At 35.3% G+C, this 19,420-nt stretch carries 19 protein-coding genes and 1 pseudogene; 9 read left to right on the top strand and 11 right to left on the bottom strand.

The genetic code is table 11. The annotated features are described in order from the left end of the window. Positions 1-177 precede the first annotated feature (177 nt). The 9 genes and pseudogenes from BM084_RS19080 (at position 178) to BM084_RS02570 (ending at position 6,954) form a co-directional block, all read left to right on the top strand. Entirely contained in the window at positions 178-330 is a 153-nt protein-coding gene (locus BM084_RS19080) for a hypothetical protein (protein WP_177195644.1), read from the top strand. A 21-nt stretch (positions 331-351) separates the two neighbouring features. Continuing rightward, a pseudogene (locus BM084_RS02605) lies at positions 352-642 on the top strand (SRPBCC domain-containing protein); the annotation flags it as partial. A gap of 78 nt (positions 643-720) precedes the next feature. Then, positions 721-1,788: an AI-2E family transporter gene (locus tag BM084_RS02600; protein ID WP_075326789.1), complete on the top strand. Its 1,068-nt coding sequence runs from the start codon at positions 721-723 to the stop codon at positions 1,786-1,788. A gap of 38 nt (positions 1,789-1,826) precedes the next feature. After that, on the top strand, positions 1,827-2,657 hold the full coding sequence (locus BM084_RS02595; RefSeq protein ID WP_093302604.1) for a DUF1853 family protein: 831 nt from the start codon (positions 1,827-1,829) through the stop codon (positions 2,655-2,657). 85 nt (positions 2,658-2,742) lie between these two features. Continuing rightward, entirely contained in the window at positions 2,743-3,621 is an 879-nt protein-coding gene (locus BM084_RS02590) for a cation diffusion facilitator family transporter (RefSeq protein ID WP_075326787.1), read from the top strand. A gap of 111 nt (positions 3,622-3,732) precedes the next feature. Continuing rightward, entirely contained in the window at positions 3,733-4,893 is a 1,161-nt protein-coding gene (locus BM084_RS02585) for a baeRF7 domain-containing protein (RefSeq protein WP_093302602.1), read from the top strand. Positions 4,894-5,117: 224 nt separating this feature from the next. Then, the gene (locus tag BM084_RS02580; protein ID WP_075326785.1) at positions 5,118-5,858 is read left to right on the top strand and encodes an NYN domain-containing protein; all 741 of its coding nucleotides are present in this window, start codon (positions 5,118-5,120) and stop codon (positions 5,856-5,858) included. Positions 5,859-5,937: 79 nt separating this feature from the next. Continuing rightward, a complete protein-coding gene (locus BM084_RS02575) occupies positions 5,938-6,336 on the top strand; it encodes a GlcG/HbpS family heme-binding protein (RefSeq protein ID WP_093302599.1) in 399 nt (132 codons plus the stop codon). Between the two features lie 159 nt (positions 6,337-6,495). Continuing rightward, on the top strand, positions 6,496-6,954 hold the full coding sequence (locus tag BM084_RS02570) for a VOC family protein (RefSeq protein ID WP_075326783.1): 459 nt from the start codon (positions 6,496-6,498) through the stop codon (positions 6,952-6,954). Positions 6,955-7,012: 58 nt separating this feature from the next. On the opposite strand, the gene hisIE is transcribed toward BM084_RS02570, so the two are convergent. The 11 genes from hisIE to BM084_RS02515 all read right to left on the bottom strand — a co-directional run bounded on the left by hisIE (position 7,013) and on the right by BM084_RS02515 (position 19,371). Further along, positions 7,013-7,630 carry a bifunctional phosphoribosyl-AMP cyclohydrolase/phosphoribosyl-ATP diphosphatase HisIE gene (gene hisIE / locus BM084_RS02565; protein WP_093302597.1) on the bottom strand — a complete coding sequence of 206 codons (618 nt, stop codon included), beginning with the start codon at positions 7,628-7,630 and terminating at the stop codon, positions 7,013-7,015. A 215-nt stretch (positions 7,631-7,845) separates the two neighbouring features. Next, positions 7,846-8,601, bottom strand: coding sequence for an imidazole glycerol phosphate synthase subunit HisF (hisF, locus tag BM084_RS02560; protein WP_075326782.1), 756 nt, complete (start codon positions 8,599-8,601; stop codon positions 7,846-7,848). Positions 8,602-8,650: 49 nt separating this feature from the next. Then, positions 8,651-9,388, bottom strand: coding sequence for a 1-(5-phosphoribosyl)-5-[(5-phosphoribosylamino)methylideneamino]imidazole-4-carboxamide isomerase (hisA, locus tag BM084_RS02555; RefSeq protein WP_075326781.1), 738 nt, complete (start codon positions 9,386-9,388; stop codon positions 8,651-8,653). Between the two features lie 175 nt (positions 9,389-9,563). Continuing rightward, positions 9,564-10,166, bottom strand: coding sequence for an imidazole glycerol phosphate synthase subunit HisH (hisH, locus tag BM084_RS02550; RefSeq protein WP_075326780.1), 603 nt, complete (start codon positions 10,164-10,166; stop codon positions 9,564-9,566). Positions 10,167-10,246: 80 nt separating this feature from the next. Beyond that, entirely contained in the window at positions 10,247-11,389 is a 1,143-nt protein-coding gene (gene hisB / locus BM084_RS02545; protein WP_093302594.1) for a bifunctional histidinol-phosphatase/imidazoleglycerol-phosphate dehydratase HisB, read from the bottom strand. Between the two features lie 117 nt (positions 11,390-11,506). Continuing rightward, positions 11,507-12,553 carry a histidinol-phosphate transaminase gene (gene hisC / locus BM084_RS02540; protein ID WP_075326778.1) on the bottom strand — a complete coding sequence of 349 codons (1,047 nt, stop codon included), beginning with the start codon at positions 12,551-12,553 and terminating at the stop codon, positions 11,507-11,509. A 122-nt stretch (positions 12,554-12,675) separates the two neighbouring features. Further along, complete coding sequence (gene hisD, locus BM084_RS02535) at positions 12,676-13,959, bottom strand: histidinol dehydrogenase (protein WP_075326777.1); 1,284 nt, start codon at positions 13,957-13,959, stop codon at positions 12,676-12,678. A gap of 1 nt (position 13,960) precedes the next feature. Further along, complete coding sequence (gene hisG, locus BM084_RS02530) at positions 13,961-14,824, bottom strand: ATP phosphoribosyltransferase (protein ID WP_093302749.1); 864 nt, start codon at positions 14,822-14,824, stop codon at positions 13,961-13,963. Positions 14,825-15,198: 374 nt separating this feature from the next. Further along, positions 15,199-16,497, bottom strand: coding sequence for a serine hydrolase domain-containing protein (locus tag BM084_RS02525; RefSeq protein ID WP_093302591.1), 1,299 nt, complete (start codon positions 16,495-16,497; stop codon positions 15,199-15,201). A gap of 10 nt (positions 16,498-16,507) precedes the next feature. Then, positions 16,508-17,326, bottom strand: coding sequence for a prohibitin family protein (locus BM084_RS02520; RefSeq protein ID WP_093302589.1), 819 nt, complete (start codon positions 17,324-17,326; stop codon positions 16,508-16,510). Positions 17,327-17,340: 14 nt separating this feature from the next. Beyond that, positions 17,341-19,371 carry a hypothetical protein gene (locus BM084_RS02515; protein WP_075326773.1) on the bottom strand — a complete coding sequence of 677 codons (2,031 nt, stop codon included), beginning with the start codon at positions 19,369-19,371 and terminating at the stop codon, positions 17,341-17,343. Between the last annotated feature and the right edge of the window lie 49 nt (positions 19,372-19,420).

The raw sequence follows: 19,420 nt of genomic DNA, 5'->3' as shown, positions 1-19,420 counted from the left end.
AACAGAATCTCCAATTTTGTGAATTAATATTTACGATTTTTATAATTTAACTTGTTAATTTTTCTTAAATTTAATTAAATAAGCAAAGGTGAAGCTGGTGATTATTAATATTCGCCCTATAGCAGTTAACCGCGATAAAATCTTATAAGCTTCACTGTTTAATTAAAAAACTATTCTATGTCCCGAAAAATAAAGAAGGAAATTCGAATTAACGAAAATGGAGGTAAAGTATTTAATGCGCTAATAACTCCCAATTTAATTAAAGAATGGTGGGGTGCTTCTCAAGCCATTGTAGTACCAGATGAAGATGGCGTTTTTGCCTTAAGCTAGGGAGAAAATCCTGACAAAGCTGATTACATTGCGGCAGCAAAAATTTCAGAATTTAAACCCCACGTAAAACTTACCTTAAGCGATTATACCTATTTAGCCGATAATGAATATTTACCTTTTAAGGCAAAATTTAAAGTGAAATTCAGGATTCACTGCGAAACTAAATATTGTGTCCTAAAATTAGAACACTCAGGTTTTCCAAATAAATCTGAAGCAGATCAATTTTACTCTGATTGTGAATCTGGTTGGGAAGAAAACCTGGAATCGCTAAAAAATCTTGTAGAACAGGAAAATGTGCCGGTTTATAGCTAAAATGTGCTTCATTTAAAGGAAGAGTAGAAAAATTAAATTACTTTTTCTACCTTCAAAGTTTCAAACCAACTTTAAAAAATGAATTCGGCACCAAAAAACTTGCTTTATCCGCTTGTTGCCTTAATACTAGGCGCTTATTTTCTTTTCACAGGCCTGGTTGATGCAAAAGGCTTTCTAGCTCCCTTAGTAACCGCAATAATTCTCGCGCTGTTACTTATTCCATTGGCTAATCTTATGGAAGCAAAGCTAAAACGCCTTTTTTCATCACTTATAAGTACCATTTTATTACTGCTGTTTTCTTTTGGGGTTTTTATTTTACTCTCTTTTCAAATTAAAAATTTTGTAGATGATTGGGATAAAATTAAGGAGACCATGACGCCCAAAATTGAACAGCTACAAAATTATGCTTACGAGCATACTGCGTTAAGCAGCGAAGATTTAGAAGAATACAAGAAAGAAAATGATATAAAAAGTATGCTCACTTCTGGCGGAAATTCAGGTCAAAAGGCCTTTAACTTTCTTAATTCTGTAACCAGCTTTTTTAGTAATTATTTACTCACTTTTATTTATATTTTTTTCCTGCTAAATTATAGAAGACGCTTCAAAATATTTATTCTAAAATTATTCTCCAATCAACGTAAAGAAGAAGTAAAGCAAATTATTGATGAAACTGCCCGGGTGGCGCAATTTTATTTAAGAGGAAAGTTAATCTTAATTATAATCCTTTCTATTCTCTACAGCATTGGCCTGGGAATTTCGGGCGTGAATAATTATATTTTAATTGCAGTAATCGCTTCTTTTCTCACCCTTATTCCGTTTATAGGAAATATTATTGGGATGGGACTTGCCTTAATATTTGGTTACCTAACCCAGGGCGAAACCAGCATTTTAATTGGCGTAATTCTCACTTTTACTATAGTACAATTTATTGAAAGTTATGTTTTAGAACCTTTTATTGTAGGTGACAAAGTTGATATTCATCCTTTTTTCGTAATCCTCGCCATAATTTTAGGAAATATGATTTGGGGCGTAATGGGAATGATATTGGCAATTCCGGTTTTGGGAATTTTAAATGTAATCTTTAATCACGTGCCATCTTTAAAACCTTTTGGATACCTGCTAAGCACAGATGAAGATAAAGATTAATCTATCTTTCAAAACTACTTTAGTTCTAAATAAAAAGAATGCAAAATCGCGCCGAAAAGCAATTTCAGGGATTTTTAAAAACACCTCCCCTTTGGACAAACTCATTTCAACAAATAGATCAATTTAAACTTCCTGAAATTGAACAGCCATTAAAGCAGCCCATAACCCAAGATTTACCTTCGCTTTCATCAAATTTTGTAATGGGAAAGCGGGTAGAACGATTTTTTAAATGGATAATTAACCAAAATCCAGATTATAATTTGCTGGCTGAAAATATGCAAATTAGCCGCAATAAAATTACCCTTGGCGAATTAGATTTTCTTGTTGAAGACTTAATAAATAGGCGGGTATGTCATATTGAAATGGTTTATAAATTCTATGTTTACGATCCAGCTTTTTCAACAGAAATGCAACGCTGGATAGGCCCTAACCGCCGGGATACTTTTTTGCAAAAAACCGAAAAATTAATAGAAAAACAGTTTCCCCTACTTTACAAACCCGAAACTGAAGAAGTATTGAATTCTTTAGGTGTGAAACCAAAAGAAATATTACAGCAAACCTGTTTTAAAGCTAATTTATTTGTGCCGAAGCATCTTGAGGAAAAACAATTCCCGGTAATAAATAATGAATGTATTGCGGGAATATGGCTTCATTTTAAAGAATTTCTTTCAGCTGAATATCATACGTTACAATTTTACGCTCCACAAAAGCAAGACTGGCCAATTTTACCGCAACACAGCGAAAACTGGGTTAATCATTCAGAAATAATAACTCAAATTGAAAATTCATTCCAAAGAAAAAAAGCGCCATTGATTTGGGTAAAAAAACCGGACAATAAATTTGAACGGCTATTTGTTGTTTGGTGGTAGTTTAGACGATTTTTGGAGAAACACTGGTTTAAATCCAGAGAATAATATTATTCCCATTAAATTTGCAGGCTGAACCACACCACACATGGATCAAAACACCAATGAAGCAATAAAGGCCTCCTGGCTTAGCATTATAGGAAATGCTTTATTGGCTATTGCAAAATTTATTACCGGGGTTTTTGGAAATTCTTACGCCTTAATCGCTGATGCCATTGAATCTACCACCGATGTTTTTTCGTCATTTTTAGTATTATTAGGACTTAAATATTCGAGTCGCCCGCCAGATAAAAATCATCCTTACGGCCACGGAAAGGCAGAACCTTTAATGACATTTGCCGTAGTAGGGTTTTTGGTAGTTTCAGCCACAGTTATCGCTTACGAAAGTATAGAACATATTAGAACCCCGCACAAAGTTCCCGAACCTTATACCCTTATTGTTCTTGCAGTAATTATAATTATTAAAGAATATTTTTACAGAAAAGTTTCTAAAAAAGGCAATGAAACAAACAGCACCTCATTAAAAGCTGATGCCTGGCACCATCGTAGCGATGCCATTACTTCATTAATGGCATTTATAGGAATTTCTATCGCACTTTTTATGGGAAAAGGTTACGAAACGGCAGATGACTGGGCTGCGCTTTTTGCTTCCGGATTTATTTTATACAATGCCTATCTTATTTTACGCCCAGCACTTGGCGAAGTTATGGACGAACATATGTATGACGATATGATTGCTGAGATTAGAGAAATATCTGGCGGCGTTCCAGGAGTTTTAGATACCGAAAAATGCTATGTTAGAAAAACCGGAATGACCTACCACGTAGATCTCCATATAACCGTAAATGCTGAAATTAGCGTAAAAAAAGGTCACGATATTGCTCACAATGTAAAAAATGAACTCCTGGCCCACTTCCCCGAAATTTTTGACGTGCTTATTCACGTTGAACCCGATGATTTCTATTAAATCTAAACTTTGACATCTTCTTAAGATTAGCGTTAAAGCCCTGCTAAACCCCATTGAAATAAAGCGAAATCAACTTATCTTGAATAAATAGTTAACCAAAAAATTAGTAAGATGAGTTTGATAAATGAAAAAGACTTGCAAAAATTAAGCAATCAAGAAAATAAAACCTGTATTTCTATTTTTATTCCTACTCAAAGAGGAGGAAAAGAAGTGCTGGAAGAAAAAAATAAAACCCACCTAAAATCTCTTTGGAAAGAAGTTGGTAATGAACTTAAGAAGAAAGATATTTCTGAAGAGAAAATTCAGGAAATTGGTAAACCTATAGAAGAACTTCTTAATGATAAATCTTTTTGGCGCCATCAAAGCGACGGACTCGCAATTTTTGCTGCTGAAGGATTTTTTGAAAAGTACACCCTGCCGGTAAACTTTGAAACGCATACTTATATTTCAAATGAGTTTTATATAAAACCATTGGTCCCCATGTTTTCTGAAGATACCCGTTTCTATTTGTTGGCACTTCAATTAGAAGATGTGGTTTTATATGAAGCTACCAAATACAGCATAGGCCAGGTAGAGGTAGACGATTTAACACCTTCCCGCTTGGAAGAACGCGTAGGTTTTGATTATAAACAAAAACATTTAGATTTTAGAAGCCAGGGCGCCGGTGGAGAAAAAACCATTTTTCATGGGCACGGCAGTGGTAGCGAAGAAGAACGAAAAGAAGAAATTCTAAAGTATTTTAGAGCTATAGATAAAGGTCTGGATACTATTCTACACAACGAAAATGTTCCACTGGTAGTATCTACTCAAGATTACCTTTTCCCTATTTATAAGGATGTAAACACTTATAAACATTTGTTTGATAAAGTGGTTCCCGGTAACCCATCTGATACCGATATGTTTGGATTGCATGAAAAAGCGCTGCAAACTGTAGAACCATATCTTGAAAAAACAAAAAAGGATAAAATGAAGAAATTTGAAGAACTGAATAATACCGAAAGTACCGGTACATCAGTAACCGATATTCTCCCGGCAATACAACAAGGAAAAGTTGATACTTTATTCCTGGAAAATAGAAATGAAATCTGGGGCACTTACAATAATGATAATATGAATGTGAGTATAAATAATGAGCAAACGAGTAACAACTATTCATTAATGAACTGGGCTGCCAAAGAAGTTTTAAGACAGGGAGGAAATGTTTTTCTAATTCCTGACGCCCAAATGCCAGATAAAAATTCAAAAATGAATGCACTTTATCGTTTTAATTAGTAATTACCTTTTATAGGTTTTATATCTTTATTACCGAGTAAAACTATTAAGTTATCGAATAAGGAAAAGACGGCGTACAGCCGTCTTTTTTATGCAAAAAAAGTATCTTTACTCGATAATCGAGATTAAATGCTCCCAAACTTAACTCGAGATCAAATTATATTTTCCAATAATAATGCTTCGTGAGCTTGCTCCGGAGTAGTATACTTTAAATAATAGATTCTATGGAAACCAACCTAGCGGTACTAATTGATGGTGATAATATACCATCAGCATATATAAAAGAAATGATGGAAGAGATTGCCAAGTACGGTAATCCCACTATTAAAAGGATTTACGGTGACTGGACAAAACCCCATTTGGTAAAATGGAAAAATGTTTTGTTGGAAAACGCAATAAATCCTATTCAGCAATATGGTTACACCCAGGGGAAAAACGCGACAGATTCTGCAATGATCATAGACGCCATGGATATTTTGTATTCAGATAAAGTAGATGGTTTTTGCCTGGTTTCCAGCGATAGTGATTTCACAAGATTAGCTACAAGACTGCGTGAAGCAGGAAAAAATGTAATTGGAATTGGAGAAAAGAAAACCCCGGAACCATTTATTGTAGCTTGCGACCGCTTTATTTATATTGAAATTTTAAAGAGTTCTGATAAGGATAATGAGCAAGAAAGCGAAAAAGGCGGAAAAACTTCCAAAAAGAAAAACGTAGATAAAATTACTCCAAAAGTGGTAAGGCTTATTTCTCAAACAATTTCAGATGTTGCCGATGAAGACGGTTGGGCGTTTCTTGGAGATGTAGGAAGTTTACTTCAGAAAAAACAACCTAATTTTGATTCGCGTAACTATGGCTTTCAGAAACTTACCCCTATGATTCATTCTATAGATAAATTTGAAATTGAATCCCGAACCAACCAAAGCAGTAAATTCAAATTAATTTACGTGAGGAACAAAGATTAAATATTCGTTATATTCCTCTTAAAATCAATATATTCCGTTTTTGATTATATAATTTAGGACAAATTAAAAACCTTAAACTATGAATATCACTTTAGCACAAGCACAAAAAGTAATTGCTGCCGCCGAAAAGAAATCGAAAGAATTAGATGTGAAAATGGATATTGCGGTAGTAGACTCTGGCGCAAACCTAACCGCTTTTGCCAGGATGGACGGCGCCTGGCTGGGCTCGGTAGATATTGCCATTAAAAAGGCTAAGACTGCCAGGTTTTTTGATATGAATACTGGCGAAATTGGAAAATTGTCACAACCCGGTGAAGCACTTTTCAATATTGAGCATTCCAACAACGGACTTATAACGTTTCCTGGTGGCGTGCCTTTAAAAAACAAAAGCGGTGAAATTATTGGAGCAGTAGGAGTTTCTGGAAGTTCTGTAGAAAACGATCACGCAGTTGCAAATTTTGCTGCAGAAAGTATTTAGAGTATTAAAATGGAAACTATTATGTAATGGAAGTCCTATTTTCGGCTTCCATTACATCTTACTTATATATTTGTTTAGAGAATTTAAAATTGAGCTAACCGTCAAAGATTAATATTATTACTACAGCTAAATATTGGTTTCATTAAACAACAAAACTATATGAAAAAATCATTGATTTTAATTTCCTTATTCTTCATATTTATTACGCTTTCTACAAAAGCTCAGGATCTTAATTCTAAAATCACTATCGATCATATCGCAGTTTATGTAGTTGATCTTGAAAAAAGCACCAATTTCTATGAAAACATCATTGGGTTAGAAAAAATACCCGAACCTTTTAAGGATGGTAAACATACCTGGTTTACTTTGGGGTCAAATGTTCAACTGCATTTAATTAAAGGAGCATCTACCATTATTGAACCCGATAAAAACAGCCATCTTTCCCTGTCTGTTCCATCTGTTCCTGATTTTATTAAGGTTTTGGAAAAAAATAAAATACCTTATGAAAACTGGCTTGGAGAAAAACAAACGGTTACCAATCGTGTTGACGGAGTAAAACAAATTTATATCACCGACCCTGACGGAAACTGGTTAGAAATAAATGATGCAAAGAAATAACGCTGCATTTAGCAAACTAATAACAGTTCCTTCAAAACATATTGGCTAAGTCTCTTTTTTAATGTCTGTTTTCCAAAACTTCAGCGATATCTTTTAGGGAATAACCTTTTGCTCTTAGCAGAATCAAGTAATGAAAAAGTAAATCGGCGCTTTCGTTTAAGAATAACTCTTCATTATCATCTTTGGCTTCAATAACCGTTTCTACAGCTTCCTCACCTACTTTTTGGGCAATTTTATTCATTCCCGCCTCAAAAAGTGAAACCACATAAGAATTTTTATCTTCTCGTAACTCAGGCTCCACCTCGCTCATCCTTTTTCGTTTAGCGATAATTCCTTCCAAATGAGAAAGAAAACCGAAATTAGGCTCATTATCCTCTGCCCAGCAAGTATCTGTTCCTTTATGGCAGGTTGGACCTTCAGGTTTAACCGAAATTAGCAAGGTATCATTATCGCAATCATTTTTAATATTGACTAAATGAAGGTAATTACCGCTTTCTTCGCCTTTGGTCCATAAACGATTTTTAGTCCTGCTGAAAAAAGTGACTTTCTTGGTTTCATTGGTTTTCAAAAATGCTTCCTCGTTCATATATCCTAGCATCAACACATTTTTGGTCGAAGCATCCTGAATTATCGCAGGAATAAGTCCGTCGTTATTTTTATTAAAATCTATATTCATCATTATATTTTTATACGTCATCCTAATTTATTTTAGGATGTATATTTGTATTAATAGAAACAGTTTTATAAGCTTTGAAACCCTCATGCTAACCCAAAACTTCAGGATTATTTCAAACGGGTTAGAAGCTGAAACAAGTTCAGCTTGACGAAATATACCACCAATCAAGCTTGTTTCTCTATTCTATCTTCTCTTCTCTTTTTTCATGCTATTATTTAAAGCCTAACTTCCACTCCATTTCTACGAAGTTCCTCTTTTAAATCTTTAATTTCAATTTCTTTAAAGTGAAAAACACTGGCTGCAAGTGCTGCATCAGCTTTTCCTTCAATAAAAGTATCGCAAAAATGCTGCATATTTCCGGCACCACCTGAGGCGATGATCGGAATATTTAATTCTGAAGATAAAACTGCCAGGGCTTCATTAGCAAAGCCTTCTTTAGTTCCATCATTATTCATAGAAGTAAATAAAATTTCTCCGGCACCACGTTCTTCAACTTCTTTCGCCCATTGAAATAAATTGATATCGGTAGGCACTTTTCCACCAACCAAATGTACCAACCATTCGCCGTTTACCTGCTTGGCATCTATCGCCACAGTTATACACTGACTCCCGAATTTAGCTGCAAGTTCATTAATCAAATCAGGATTTTTAACCGCAGAAGAATTTATAGAAACTTTATCGGCGCCATTTTTAAGCAAAATATCTACATCTTCTACTGATGAAATTCCACCGCCAACGGTAAACGGAATGTTTACTTTTTCGGCAACCCGTCTAACCAAATTGGCCAGGGTTTTTCGCTTCTCTTCAGTAGCCGAGATATCAAGGAAAACCAATTCATCTGCACCAGATTTTGCATAGATCTCAGCCAATTCTACAGGATCACCGGCATCGCGTAAATCTATAAAATTTACGCCCTTAACGGTTCTTCCGTCTTTAATATCCAGGCAGGGTATAATTCGTTTTGTAAGCATTTTAAAAGTTTTGTATTAAATAAATACTTTTTGATTTCCCTTTTGGAGGCTAGGGGGCTATTATAAATTTCTCTAATTCTTTCATCTGAATACGGCCTTCGTAAATCGCTTTTCCTATTATAGTGCCTTCGCATCCAAGTTCAGCCAGTTCCGGTAACTCGCTAAAGGTAGAAATTCCACCCGAAGCGATAAGTTTTAGTTTTTTATCTTCTGATGAAGTCTCTTCCAGAATTCTGCGATACAGTTCAAAGGAAGGACCTTCTAACATTCCATCTTTAGAGATATCGGTGCAAATTACATAGTTTATTCCCTCTTCCTGGTATTCCTGAATAAAAGGGATTAGTTCTTTATTAGATTCTTCCTGCCACCCACTAACTGCAATTTTTTCATTGTTGGCATCAGCTCCCAGGATTATTTTATCTGAACCAAATTTCTGAATCCAGGATTTAAAAATATCTGGATCTTTAACAGCAATACTTCCACCGGTAATTTGATGCGCACCGCATTCAAAAGCAATTTGTAAATCTTTATCGGTTTTTAATCCGCCGCCAAAATCAACTTTTAAGCTGGTTTTTGAAACGATCTCTTCCAGAACTTTATGGTTTACGATATTTTTTGATTTGGCACCATCCAAATCTACCAAATGCAAATATTGAATTCCATGTGCTTCAAAATTTTTAGCTACTTCTAGCGGATTTTCATTATAAATTTTCTTGGTGTTATAATCACCTTTAGAAAGGCGAACACATTTACCTTCAATAATATCTATAGCTGGAATTATTCTCATTTTTGTTTTTACTTATTGTTTTGCCACGAATGCACTAATGTTTTGTTTTATTATCAATTTTGCTTCTCTATGTCATTACGAGCGACAAAGGAGCGTGATAATCTTTTGCTAGAAATTTTCTGGTTGAACAGATTGCTTCAGTCGTGCCTCCATCGCAATGACGTCGTCTTTAAATCTACTTTACCGTGTTGGATTGGGTGACTTTCAAAAAATTCTCAAGAATTTTCTCACCCGCATCACTGCTTTTCTCTGGGTGAAATTGTACACCATAGAAATTATCTTTTTGAATAGCCGAAGTGTATTCCACTCCATACTCGGTTGAAGCTATGGTTTCTGCGCATTCCTTTACATAAAAACTATGTACCAAATACACGAATTCTCCTTCTGAAATTCCGGTAAACAACTCGGACCTTAAATCATAAATTTTATTCCACCCAATTTGCGGAACTTTTAATTGGTTATCGAATTTCACCACATCAGCATGAAAAATTCCAAGTCCGTCTGTATCTCCTTCCTCGCAATAAGTACACATTAACTGCATTCCCAGGCAAATCCCTAAAACCGGCTGTTTCAAAGTAGGAATCACTTTATCTAAACCGGTAGACTTTAGCATTTTCATTGCACTGCTGGCCTCGCCCACACCGGGGAAAATTACTTTATCTGCTGACTTTATTTCTTCGGCATCACTACTTAAAATAGCCTCATATCCAAGTCGTTTTATGGCAAATTTGATACTTTGAATATTACCGGCTCCGTAATCTATTATTACAATCTTCATATTCTATTATTGAGTATTAAGCATTGAGTTTTGAGTTTCCTTAAAATATCTAATTACTCAATACTCATATCTAAAATCTTTTAAAGCATTCCTTTAGTTGATGGAAGTATCATTTTTTCAGCATCGCGTTTTACCGCTACTTTAATTGCTTTGGCAAAGGCCTTAAATATCGCTTCAATTTTATGATGCTCGTTTTGCCCTTCAGCTTTTACATTGAGGTTGGCCTTAGCACCATCGGTAAATGATTTAAAGAAATGATAGAACATTTCTGTAGGCATTTTTCCAACCATTTCTCGTTTAAATTCGGTTTCCCAAACTATCCAGTTTCTACCTCCAAAATCTATAGCTACTTGTGCCAGGCAATCGTCCATAGGCAGGCAAAAACCGTATCTTTCTATTCCAAGTTTATTACCCAAAGCTTTACTGAAAACCTCTCCAAGAGCAATTGCCGTATCTTCTATGGTGTGGTGCTCATCAACCTCTAAATCGCCCTTTACCTGAACCGTAAGATCCATTTGGCCGTGGCGTGCTATCTGATCTAACATATGATCAAAAAATGCAATGCCGGTACTAATATCAGATTTTCCGGTACCATCTAAATTTAGTTGAATAAAGATATCGGTTTCTTTGGTTTTCCTTGAAATTTCAGCCGTTCTATCGTTCAGCTTTAAAAATTCATATATTTCTTTCCAACTATCGGTTTTTAAAACAATAGTTTCTTTAACCTTATCCTGATCATTTTTAACCTCATCAGATGCAAGGTCTTCGTGGGTATCTATAAATATACCTTTCCCACCAAAATTATATGCAAATTCAATATCTGTAAGTCGGTCACCGACCATAAAAGAATTCTTTAGATCGTAGTTTTCTTCGTTATTTAGATACTTCTCCTCTAAAAGGCCGGTGTTAGGTTTCCGGGTGGGAGAATTATCTTTTGCAAAAGTACGGTCCATCAAAACCTCTGTAAATTCCACTCCTTCATTTTTAAAGGTTTGAAGAATAAAATTTTGAATAGGCCAAAAGTCTTCTTCAGGATAAGCATCTGTTCCCAGGCCATCCTGATTAGTCACCATTACCAATTCGAAATCAAGTTCTGCGGCAATTTTCTTTAAATAATACAAAGCCTCCGGATAAAACTCCAGCTTTTCAATACGGTCTACCTGGTAATCTTCCGGTTCGTGAATTAAAGTCCCATCACGATCTATAAATAATACTTTTTTCATAATCTATTTTTTCTTCGATGGTCTAACCACCAATTCAAGCTGAACTTGTTTCAGCTTATAATATGTTTTTATGCTAACAACTTAGATCCTGAAACCAGTTCAGGATGACGCTTACGTTTAATCTATATGTTTCAATGCCTCAAGTAATTTATAATTCTCCTCTCCAGTCCCCACCGTAAACCGTAAGGTATTTTCACAAAGCGGTTGTGTGGTTCGGTTTCTGATTACTATGCCTTTTTCTAATAGTTGGTCATAACGTTTATTGGCGTCATCTACTTTTACCAATATAAAATTAGCATCTGAAGGATATATTTTTTCAATAAAATTCACTTGAACTAATGCTTTACTTAAAAGAGCTCTTTCCTTCAGTAAATCAGATATTTCCGAATCCACTTTTTCCTTATTCAGTACACGCTCTAAAGCTCTTAGCTGAGTTAATTCGTTTACATTATAAGGTGGTTTTATCTTATTTAAAATCTGAATAATTTCTTCGGAAGCATAGCAAATTCCCAATCTAATTCCCGCCATTCCATATGCTTTTGAAAGCGTTTGGGTGATCACCAAATTTGGGTATTTTTCCAATTTATTTAGCCAGCTTTCTTCAGTCGAAAAATCAATATAAGCTTCATCGATAATTACTAATCCCTTAAAATTCTCAAGAATATGAATGATCTTTTGTTCGGAAAATGAGTTTCCGGTGGGATTATTCGGCGAACACAAAAAGATCATTTTTGTGTTTTGGTCTACCGAATTCAGGATTTCTTCAACATTTGGTTCAAAATCTGAACTCAGCAAAACTTCCCTATTCTCAATATTATTGATATTGCCCAGTACTTTATACATCCCATAAGTTGGCGGCAAAGTAATCACATTATCAGTTCCAGGCTCACAAAATGCCCTAAACAATAGATCCAGCACTTCATCGCTCCCATTTCCCAATAAAATATGCTCTGTCGAAACATTTTTGATTTTTGCCAATTCAGCCTTTAGGTTGCGTTGTTGCGGATCTGGATAACGGTTTACATCGGTTTGAAACGGATTTTCATTAGCATCCAGAAAAACCATTTCTGAGCCCGTAGACTGGTATTCGTCCCTTGCGGAAGAATAAGGTTTTAAACCGGCCACGTTTGGCCTTACCAGGTTATGTATATTGAATTTTTTCATTTATAATATTAAATTGGATTAAATCGTCATTGCGAACAAAGTGAAGCAATCTCAACATTTAGTTACCACAATTTAAAGATTGCTTCGTGCCTCGCAATGAGGTCCAAAAGTCACTTGAACAATTATTTCAATTCCTTTAATCGTAATGTCACCGCATTTTTATGCGCTTCCAAACCTTCGGCTTCAGCCATTAATTCTATGGCAGGCCCAATTTCCTTAATTCCTTCTTCTGTTATTTTTTGAAAAGTCATACTCTTCATAAAACTATCAAGATTTACACCGCTATATTGCTTGGCGTAGCCATTTGTTGGCAAAGTATGGTTTGTTCCTGAAGCATAATCGCCCGCACTTTCTGGGGTATAGTTTCCTATAAAAACCGAACCTGCATTCTGAATTCCTGCAGCAAAAAAGGCCTCATCATCGGCACAAATAATAAAGTGCTCTGGCCCATATTCGTCGATTAACTCCAGCGCGTCTTCTTTCTTTTCAATGTAAATTAGTCTCGAATGAGCTATAGCCTTTTCAGCAATACTTTTCCTGGGTAAAACCTCTAACTGACTTTCTACCTCTTTCTCCACCTTTTCAATTAGATCTTTAGAAGTAGAAACCAAAATCACCTGGCTATCTGCACCGTGCTCTGCCTGGCTTAGAAGATCTGAAGCCACAAAAGCAGCATTGGAAGAATCATCTGCAAAAACTAATAATTCTGATGGCCCGGCAGGCATATCTATCGCTACATTATGGCGGGTTGCCAGTTGTTTAGCCACGGTAACAAATTGATTTCCGGGACCAAAGATCTTGTAAACTTTAGGAATACTTTCTGTCCCAAAGGTCATAGCCGCAATCGCCTGGATTCCCCCAACTTTATATATTTTGGTAACGCCACACAGTTCGGCGGTGTATAAAATGGCTGGATGCACATTTCCGTTCTTATCTGGCGGAGTACAAAGCACAATTTCCTTACAACCAGCAATATTTGCGGGTGCGGCTAACATTAAAATAGTAGAAAATAAAGGAGCGCTGCCGCCAGGAATATACAACCCAACTTTTTGAATCGCCCTCTTTTCCTGCCAACATTTTACGCCTTTGGTAGTTTCAATTTCAATCCTATCGGTTTTCTGGGCGGTGTGAAATCTTTCGATGTTATTTTTAGCCAATTTAATGGCTTCTTTCAATTCCTCGGAAACCTCATTTGCAGCAGCACTTACTTCTTTTTCGGTAACCTGAGTATTTGTTAGGTTTATGCCATCAAAAAGTTCGGTATATTTTGAAACTGCCGCGTCCCCTTTGGTTTTAACTTCAGCAAAAACCTGATTTACCGTTTCTTCAATATCTTCTACGGTTTGGGTGGGTCTTTTTAAAATTTCAGGCCATTCGGCTTTAGTAGGATTAAAAAACTTTTTCATTTTAAAGTACCATTTTTTCGATTGGCGCTACTAAAATACCTTCGGCACCATTTTGTTTTAATTCATCTATAACTTCCCAGAAACGCTCTTCATTAATTACGGTATGTATAGAACTCCAACCTTCTTCAGCAAGTGGTAAAACAGTTGGGCTGCGCATTCCAGGTAGTAATTTGATTATGTTCTCTAAATTCTCATTTGGAGCATTTAAAAGAATATATTTAGAAGTACGCGCATTTAAAACCGATTTCAACCTGAATTGTAATTTCTCTAAAATCTGTTGACGAACTTCCGAAATTTTAGGTGAAATAGCGAGCACAGCTTCACTCTTCAGCATTACTTCTACTTCTTTTAGTCCGTTTTTGAAAAGCGTGCTTCCACTGGAAACAATATCACAAATACCATCTGCAAGCCCAATATTTGGAGCTATTTCTACTGAACCATTAATAATATGCAATTCGGCTGTAATTCCTTTTTTCTCCAGAAATTCGTTTACGGTATTAGGATAAGAAGTGGCTATTTTTTTACCATCAAGGTCTTCTATTCCGGCATATTTCATAGATTTTGGTACAGCGAGAGAAACACGACATTTTGAAAAGCCAAGTTTTTCGCCCTGGATAATATCTTTACCCTTTTCAATTAAAACATTCTCCCCAATAATTGCTGCATCTACAACACCATCTCTTAAATATTGAGGAATATCACCGTTTCTAAGATACATTACTTCCAAAGGAAAGTTACGAGACGAAGCTTTGAGTTGTTCTTTTCCATTATCTATAGAAATGCCTGCATCCTTTAAAATTTTAAGGGAATCTTCGTTTAATCTCCCTGATTTTTGAATAGCTATTCTTAATTTTTCCTGGCTCATTTTTTTAATTTTTCTTTTTAATTTTTGGTTGGTGTTTATAAAATAAAAAAACCCGTTTGAATAGCTCAAACGGGTTTTAAATATGCTGAAATCACAACACACCAAATTTACCTCGCCTGAGCGCAGTAGTAAATATGATGGTGATCTAATTGAAAATTCTTCATTGTGATTACAAATCTAAATATAAATTTTAAACTGCAAAACAGCTTTCTTGTTTTTTTATGAATTGTTTTACTCGATAATCTATATTTAAATGCTCCGAGGCCTGTTAGATCTAAATTACTCATTTTACTATTTCGGAATAATACTTGAGATAATTTTCTGAAAATCTGTTGAAGTTTGCATTTGCAGTAAAATTCAATTGATTCTATATACTAATCATCTATGGCACTAAAAATCATTTGCCGGAATTTCCAGCCGGTTTCATCACCGGTATTTCCTTGAGTTTGCTTCAACAAAACACCAATTATTTGCTCTTCGGGATCGGCGAAATACTGGGTATTGAAATAACCACCCCAATCAAAAGTACCGGCACTACCCTGCCCTCCTGCAATTTCTCCTTTTTTGCTAACTACGCCAAAGGCAATACCATAGTACTGATTTGGAAAATTAAATTTTTCTCCTGTTTGATTTCCCATTATGATATCTACCGTTTTTCGACTTAATAAGCGAGTACCATTATATTCACCTCCATTTAGATACATTTGAAGGAATTTAGCATAATCTTCTGCGGTACCCGATAGCCCGGCTCCTCCTGAAAAAAATGTCCCATCTTCTGTTAGCGGATAATTGGTATTATAAAATGTATTCGGAAAGTTTTCCCATTTTCCATCTTTTTTATGCTGTACAGTCACTAACCGATCTTTTTTCGATGAAGGTTGATAGAACCTGGTGTCATCCATTTGCAGAGGATCGAAAATTCTTTCTTTCAGAAATTCATCAAAACCCTGTCCTGAAATTACTTCTATAAAATAACCCAGTACATCTAAACCTAAACTATAAGTGAATTTTTCACCGGGTTCGTGATGTAAAGGTAAAACAGCCAATTTTTTTACATTTTCTCCAATCCTTACTTCTTCTTCAGTGAACAATTCGGTAATTCCAGCCTTTGCATAAATCTTTTTAATACGCTCGTCACTGTCTATTGCTCCATAACCAAGTCCGGAAGTATGTGTTAGCAAATGCCGAATAGTTATTTCATTCTCAGCTGGCGTAGAAGTAAAACTACTATCAACTTCATTAAAATTCTTTAGAATTTTGGGATCTTTAAATTCAGGGATATACTTTGAAATAGGATCGTCTAAACGGAACTTCCCTTCTTCCCAAAGCATCATCACGGCAGTTGCAGTAATCGCTTTTGTTTGAGAAGCCAACCTAAAAATAGCGTCCTTTTCAAGCTCTTTACCTGAAGCATTTGCATCTCCAAATGCTTCGTGAAAAACAATTTTGCCGTCGCGAGCTATTAAAGCTACCGCTCCGGGAATTTGGTTATCTTCAATTGCCGATTTTAGCATTGCTTCAATCTTCTGTATCCTTTCTGAAGACATTCCAACTTCTTCGGGAGCAGCTGTTTCAAGTGTTCCCGAATTATTTAAAGAACTGGTTTGTGCAGAAAGAGCAAGGCTTCCTATAAAAATAGAAAGCCTTGCGATATTTAATAAAATAGATCTCATCTTTAATAGTTTAATTTGAACCACCTAAAATTAAAGGCATACCATCTTCACCTGAACCTATAATAACGGTTTTAGAGTTACCCGATTTCGCAAGTTCTAATGTTGCCTGAATTCCTTTTTCCTTTAGAATATTGGGTGTTAAAGAGGCGTTTAAGATTTCGTTAGCACGAGCTTTACCTTCAGCATCAATTCGTTGACGTTCGGCTTCTTGTTCAGCTTTGGTCAAGCGAAATTCATATTCTAAAGATTCCTGCTCCTGGCGTAATTTACGCTCAATCGCATCTTTAATATTTGGCGGAAGGGATACATCACGTACCAAAACCTCGTTTACCTGTACATATTGGTCCTGTAGCAAAATTTGAGTTTCTTCTAAGATCTCTTTCTGAATAGCTTCTCTCTTACTGGCATAAAGTTGCTCTGGGTTATATCTTCCTACAACAGATCTTGCAGCTGATCTTACTGCGGGTTGAAGTAAACGCCTAATATATTCTTCACCTTTTTCCCTGTGTAGGCTTCCCAGGTTTGCATAAGAAGGTTGAAACCAGGTAGAAGCATCAATATCAATTTGAAGTCCGTTAGAACTTAGCACTTGCATTTGTTCTTCCAGCGACTGTTGTCTTACTTCATAAACAAAAACCCTGTTCCAGGGAGCTACCAGGTGAAAACCTTCATTTAACGGTGGCTCATCTGTAACTACACCGCCACCAAAAGTTTTATAAAGCACACCGGCTTCACCAGAACCTATGGTAACAGTAGATTTTGCAACAAATATTATTAAAAGTACGATTCCTATAATAATAGGAATTCCGAGTTTAGGTAATCTTTCCATCTATATAATTGTATTTAAATTAATCCTTTGTATTTTCTGAAAAACCATTCTGCGGTGAGTATCAAAACAAGCAGAAATAGAAGGTAATACCAGTCTACCAAAGGTACAATTTTTTGACGGCTTTTCTGAACAGGTTTGTATTTATCGTTGCTTAAAAGTGCATTGCTTATTTCCTGAAGTTCATCTTTGTAATAAACCCTGGTTCCAGAATTTTCTGCAAGCGCCTCCATCGCATTTTTATTAGCTGAAATAAACTGCTGCTCAATATTGTAGGCAATTACTTCAAAGCTACCTGAACGGGATATTTGAGATGTTGTTTCGGTAATAGTAAAATCATAATTTCCGGCAGGTAAATTGCCTAAATCTACTTCATAACCGTTGTTTCTTAGAACTAATTGAGACTCTAGATTCTCTACAGCATTTTCTGCGGAAATCACCAGGTTCGCGTTAGGATCAAACTGATAATTTTGATCGAAGAAATTAGCGGTTATTTTTACAGCTTCATTTTCGTAATAAAATGAATTATAATCTACTGTTAATCGTTCTCGTTGTTGTGTTGAAGCAATATTCTGAACCAGCTTACCAATAAAATTATCAAATTTTTCAAAAGATTTATGCTCTAAAAAGGTATTAGAACGCCATCTCCAGAGATTTTCTCCAAAAATAAAGGCATTTTTATTTTGGCCTTTTCCGGCAATAGCGATTAAAGGCTGTGAAGTTTCTACATTTTCAATTTTCTGAAAATAAATGCTTTCAAAACTATTATTTTGAATATTGATATTTCCAAACTTATCTTCCAACGGAGGAAATTCTGAAAACCCGGTTTCTTCAAACTGAAATTGAATAAAATTGGAATTTTTTACAGCAAAAATTTCCTGTGACTGATTAGTAAAATCTTTTGCCACAAAATCCTGAATTCTATTAATAAAATTCCAATCGGTTTGAGTTCCAGTAACCAGTAGGTAATTTTGATTATTCTCTTTTAAATCTTCAAAGATAGTGGCAAAACCTGAAGTTGGCTGGTACAATATAACTAGCTGATAATCTTCTAAATTTGATAAATTATCCTGAAGATATTTTATATCAAGTTGTCGTTGTTTATTGGTTTCAATAGACTTTTTAAAAGTTCCTATATCGGGATGTGGCGCAGCACTTATTAACAGAATTTTACTGCGTTCGTCAATGACTTCAACGGCAAACTTTTTAGAATTATTTGCTTTGTTTTTTTCATTTTCTAACGGAATAATTTCGGCTTTATAAGAAAGAACACCAAGCTTTGAAGCCGGAAGCTCAGTACGAATTACAGCCGAATTGTTATCTGAATTAAGAGAAATTTTTTCTGAAAAAATTATATTCTCCTCAGATTTAATTACGAATTCTGAATTTATTTGTTCTTCGCCAGAATAGGAAATAAAAGCTTCAACGGGAAAGCGATTATCTAAAAAAGCGTAGGTATTTACATTAAGTTGAGCTAATTCTAAATCTGAATATTGCGTGGTATCACCTACCACTAAGGGATAAATTTCCTGGTTATTTCCGGGTTTAAAGTAACGAAAATCCCTACCCGTGCTTTGATTACCGTCAGAAATAAGAATTACGGCCGTAGCTTTTTTTCGAAATAATTCTTTTAATGATTCCAGCGCAGCGTAAATATTGGTTTGGGAAGCTTTAAATTCGGGTGTGTTAGAGTTTATCAGTTCATTCTCAAAGTTATATTGCACCAACTCAAAACGCTCCTGAAGCGCTTTATTCGACTTTAAGTCTTCTAAAATATCCCGCACTGTATCTTCCTGCTCTAAATGCGCGATAGATTCAGAATCATCTACAGCCAAAATTAAATTCGGTTTTTCGAGTTCGTAAGTTGTTGAAGAAATTTTAGGATTAATAAGTAGCAAAAGAAGTATAAAGACTGAGAAAAATCGTAGAGCAAAAAGAATGTAAATTTCCCTTCTTTTATTTTTATTCTTAAAGAGATACTGAAAAAAAGCAAACCCCAGCGCAGTAATTATGGCCAGGGCTATGAGTATGATGTTGCTTATATTCATTTATGGGAAATAGAGTTAAAAGTTAATGGTAAATCTTTTAACTAATAAC

It is taken from the genome of Salegentibacter agarivorans (assembly GCF_900113135.1).
GTDB classification, from domain to species: Bacteria; Bacteroidota; Bacteroidia; order Flavobacteriales; family Flavobacteriaceae; genus Salegentibacter; species Salegentibacter agarivorans.
This window is presented reverse-complemented; position numbering and strand designations above follow the sequence as displayed.

Bases quoted from the DNA above. Each gene is read 5' to 3' on its own strand.
- hisD (WP_075326777.1), bottom strand. From the start codon at position 13,959: ATGAAAAAGTTTTTTAATCCTACTAAAGCCGAATGGCCTGAAATTTTA.
- hisG (WP_093302749.1), bottom strand. From the start codon at position 14,824: ATGAGCCAGGAAAAATTAAGAATAGCTATTCAAAAATCAGGGAGATTA.
- BM084_RS02525 (WP_093302591.1), bottom strand. From the start codon at position 16,497: ATGAGATCTATTTTATTAAATATCGCAAGGCTTTCTATTTTTATAGGA.
- BM084_RS02575 (WP_093302599.1), top strand. From the start codon at position 5,938: ATGAATATCACTTTAGCACAAGCACAAAAAGTAATTGCTGCCGCCGAA.
- BM084_RS19080 (WP_177195644.1), top strand. From the start codon at position 178: ATGTCCCGAAAAATAAAGAAGGAAATTCGAATTAACGAAAATGGAGGT.
- BM084_RS02570 (WP_075326783.1), top strand. From the start codon at position 6,496: ATGAAAAAATCATTGATTTTAATTTCCTTATTCTTCATATTTATTACG.
- hisH (WP_075326780.1), bottom strand. From the start codon at position 10,166: ATGAAGATTGTAATAATAGATTACGGAGCCGGTAATATTCAAAGTATC.
- BM084_RS02520 (WP_093302589.1), bottom strand. From the start codon at position 17,326: ATGGAAAGATTACCTAAACTCGGAATTCCTATTATTATAGGAATCGTA.
- BM084_RS02590 (WP_075326787.1), top strand. From the start codon at position 2,743: ATGGATCAAAACACCAATGAAGCAATAAAGGCCTCCTGGCTTAGCATT.
- BM084_RS02585 (WP_093302602.1), top strand. From the start codon at position 3,733: ATGAGTTTGATAAATGAAAAAGACTTGCAAAAATTAAGCAATCAAGAA.
- hisF (WP_075326782.1), bottom strand. From the start codon at position 8,601: ATGCTTACAAAACGAATTATACCCTGCCTGGATATTAAAGACGGAAGA.
- hisIE (WP_093302597.1), bottom strand. From the start codon at position 7,630: ATGAATATAGATTTTAATAAAAATAACGACGGACTTATTCCTGCGATA.
- hisB (WP_093302594.1), bottom strand. From the start codon at position 11,389: ATGAAAAAAGTATTATTTATAGATCGTGATGGGACTTTAATTCACGAA.
- hisC (WP_075326778.1), bottom strand. From the start codon at position 12,553: ATGAAAAAATTCAATATACATAACCTGGTAAGGCCAAACGTGGCCGGT.
- BM084_RS02580 (WP_075326785.1), top strand. From the start codon at position 5,118: ATGGAAACCAACCTAGCGGTACTAATTGATGGTGATAATATACCATCA.
- BM084_RS02515 (WP_075326773.1), bottom strand. From the start codon at position 19,371: ATGAATATAAGCAACATCATACTCATAGCCCTGGCCATAATTACTGCG.
- hisA (WP_075326781.1), bottom strand. From the start codon at position 9,388: ATGAGAATAATTCCAGCTATAGATATTATTGAAGGTAAATGTGTTCGC.
- BM084_RS02600 (WP_075326789.1), top strand. From the start codon at position 721: ATGAATTCGGCACCAAAAAACTTGCTTTATCCGCTTGTTGCCTTAATA.
- BM084_RS02595 (WP_093302604.1), top strand. From the start codon at position 1,827: ATGCAAAATCGCGCCGAAAAGCAATTTCAGGGATTTTTAAAAACACCT.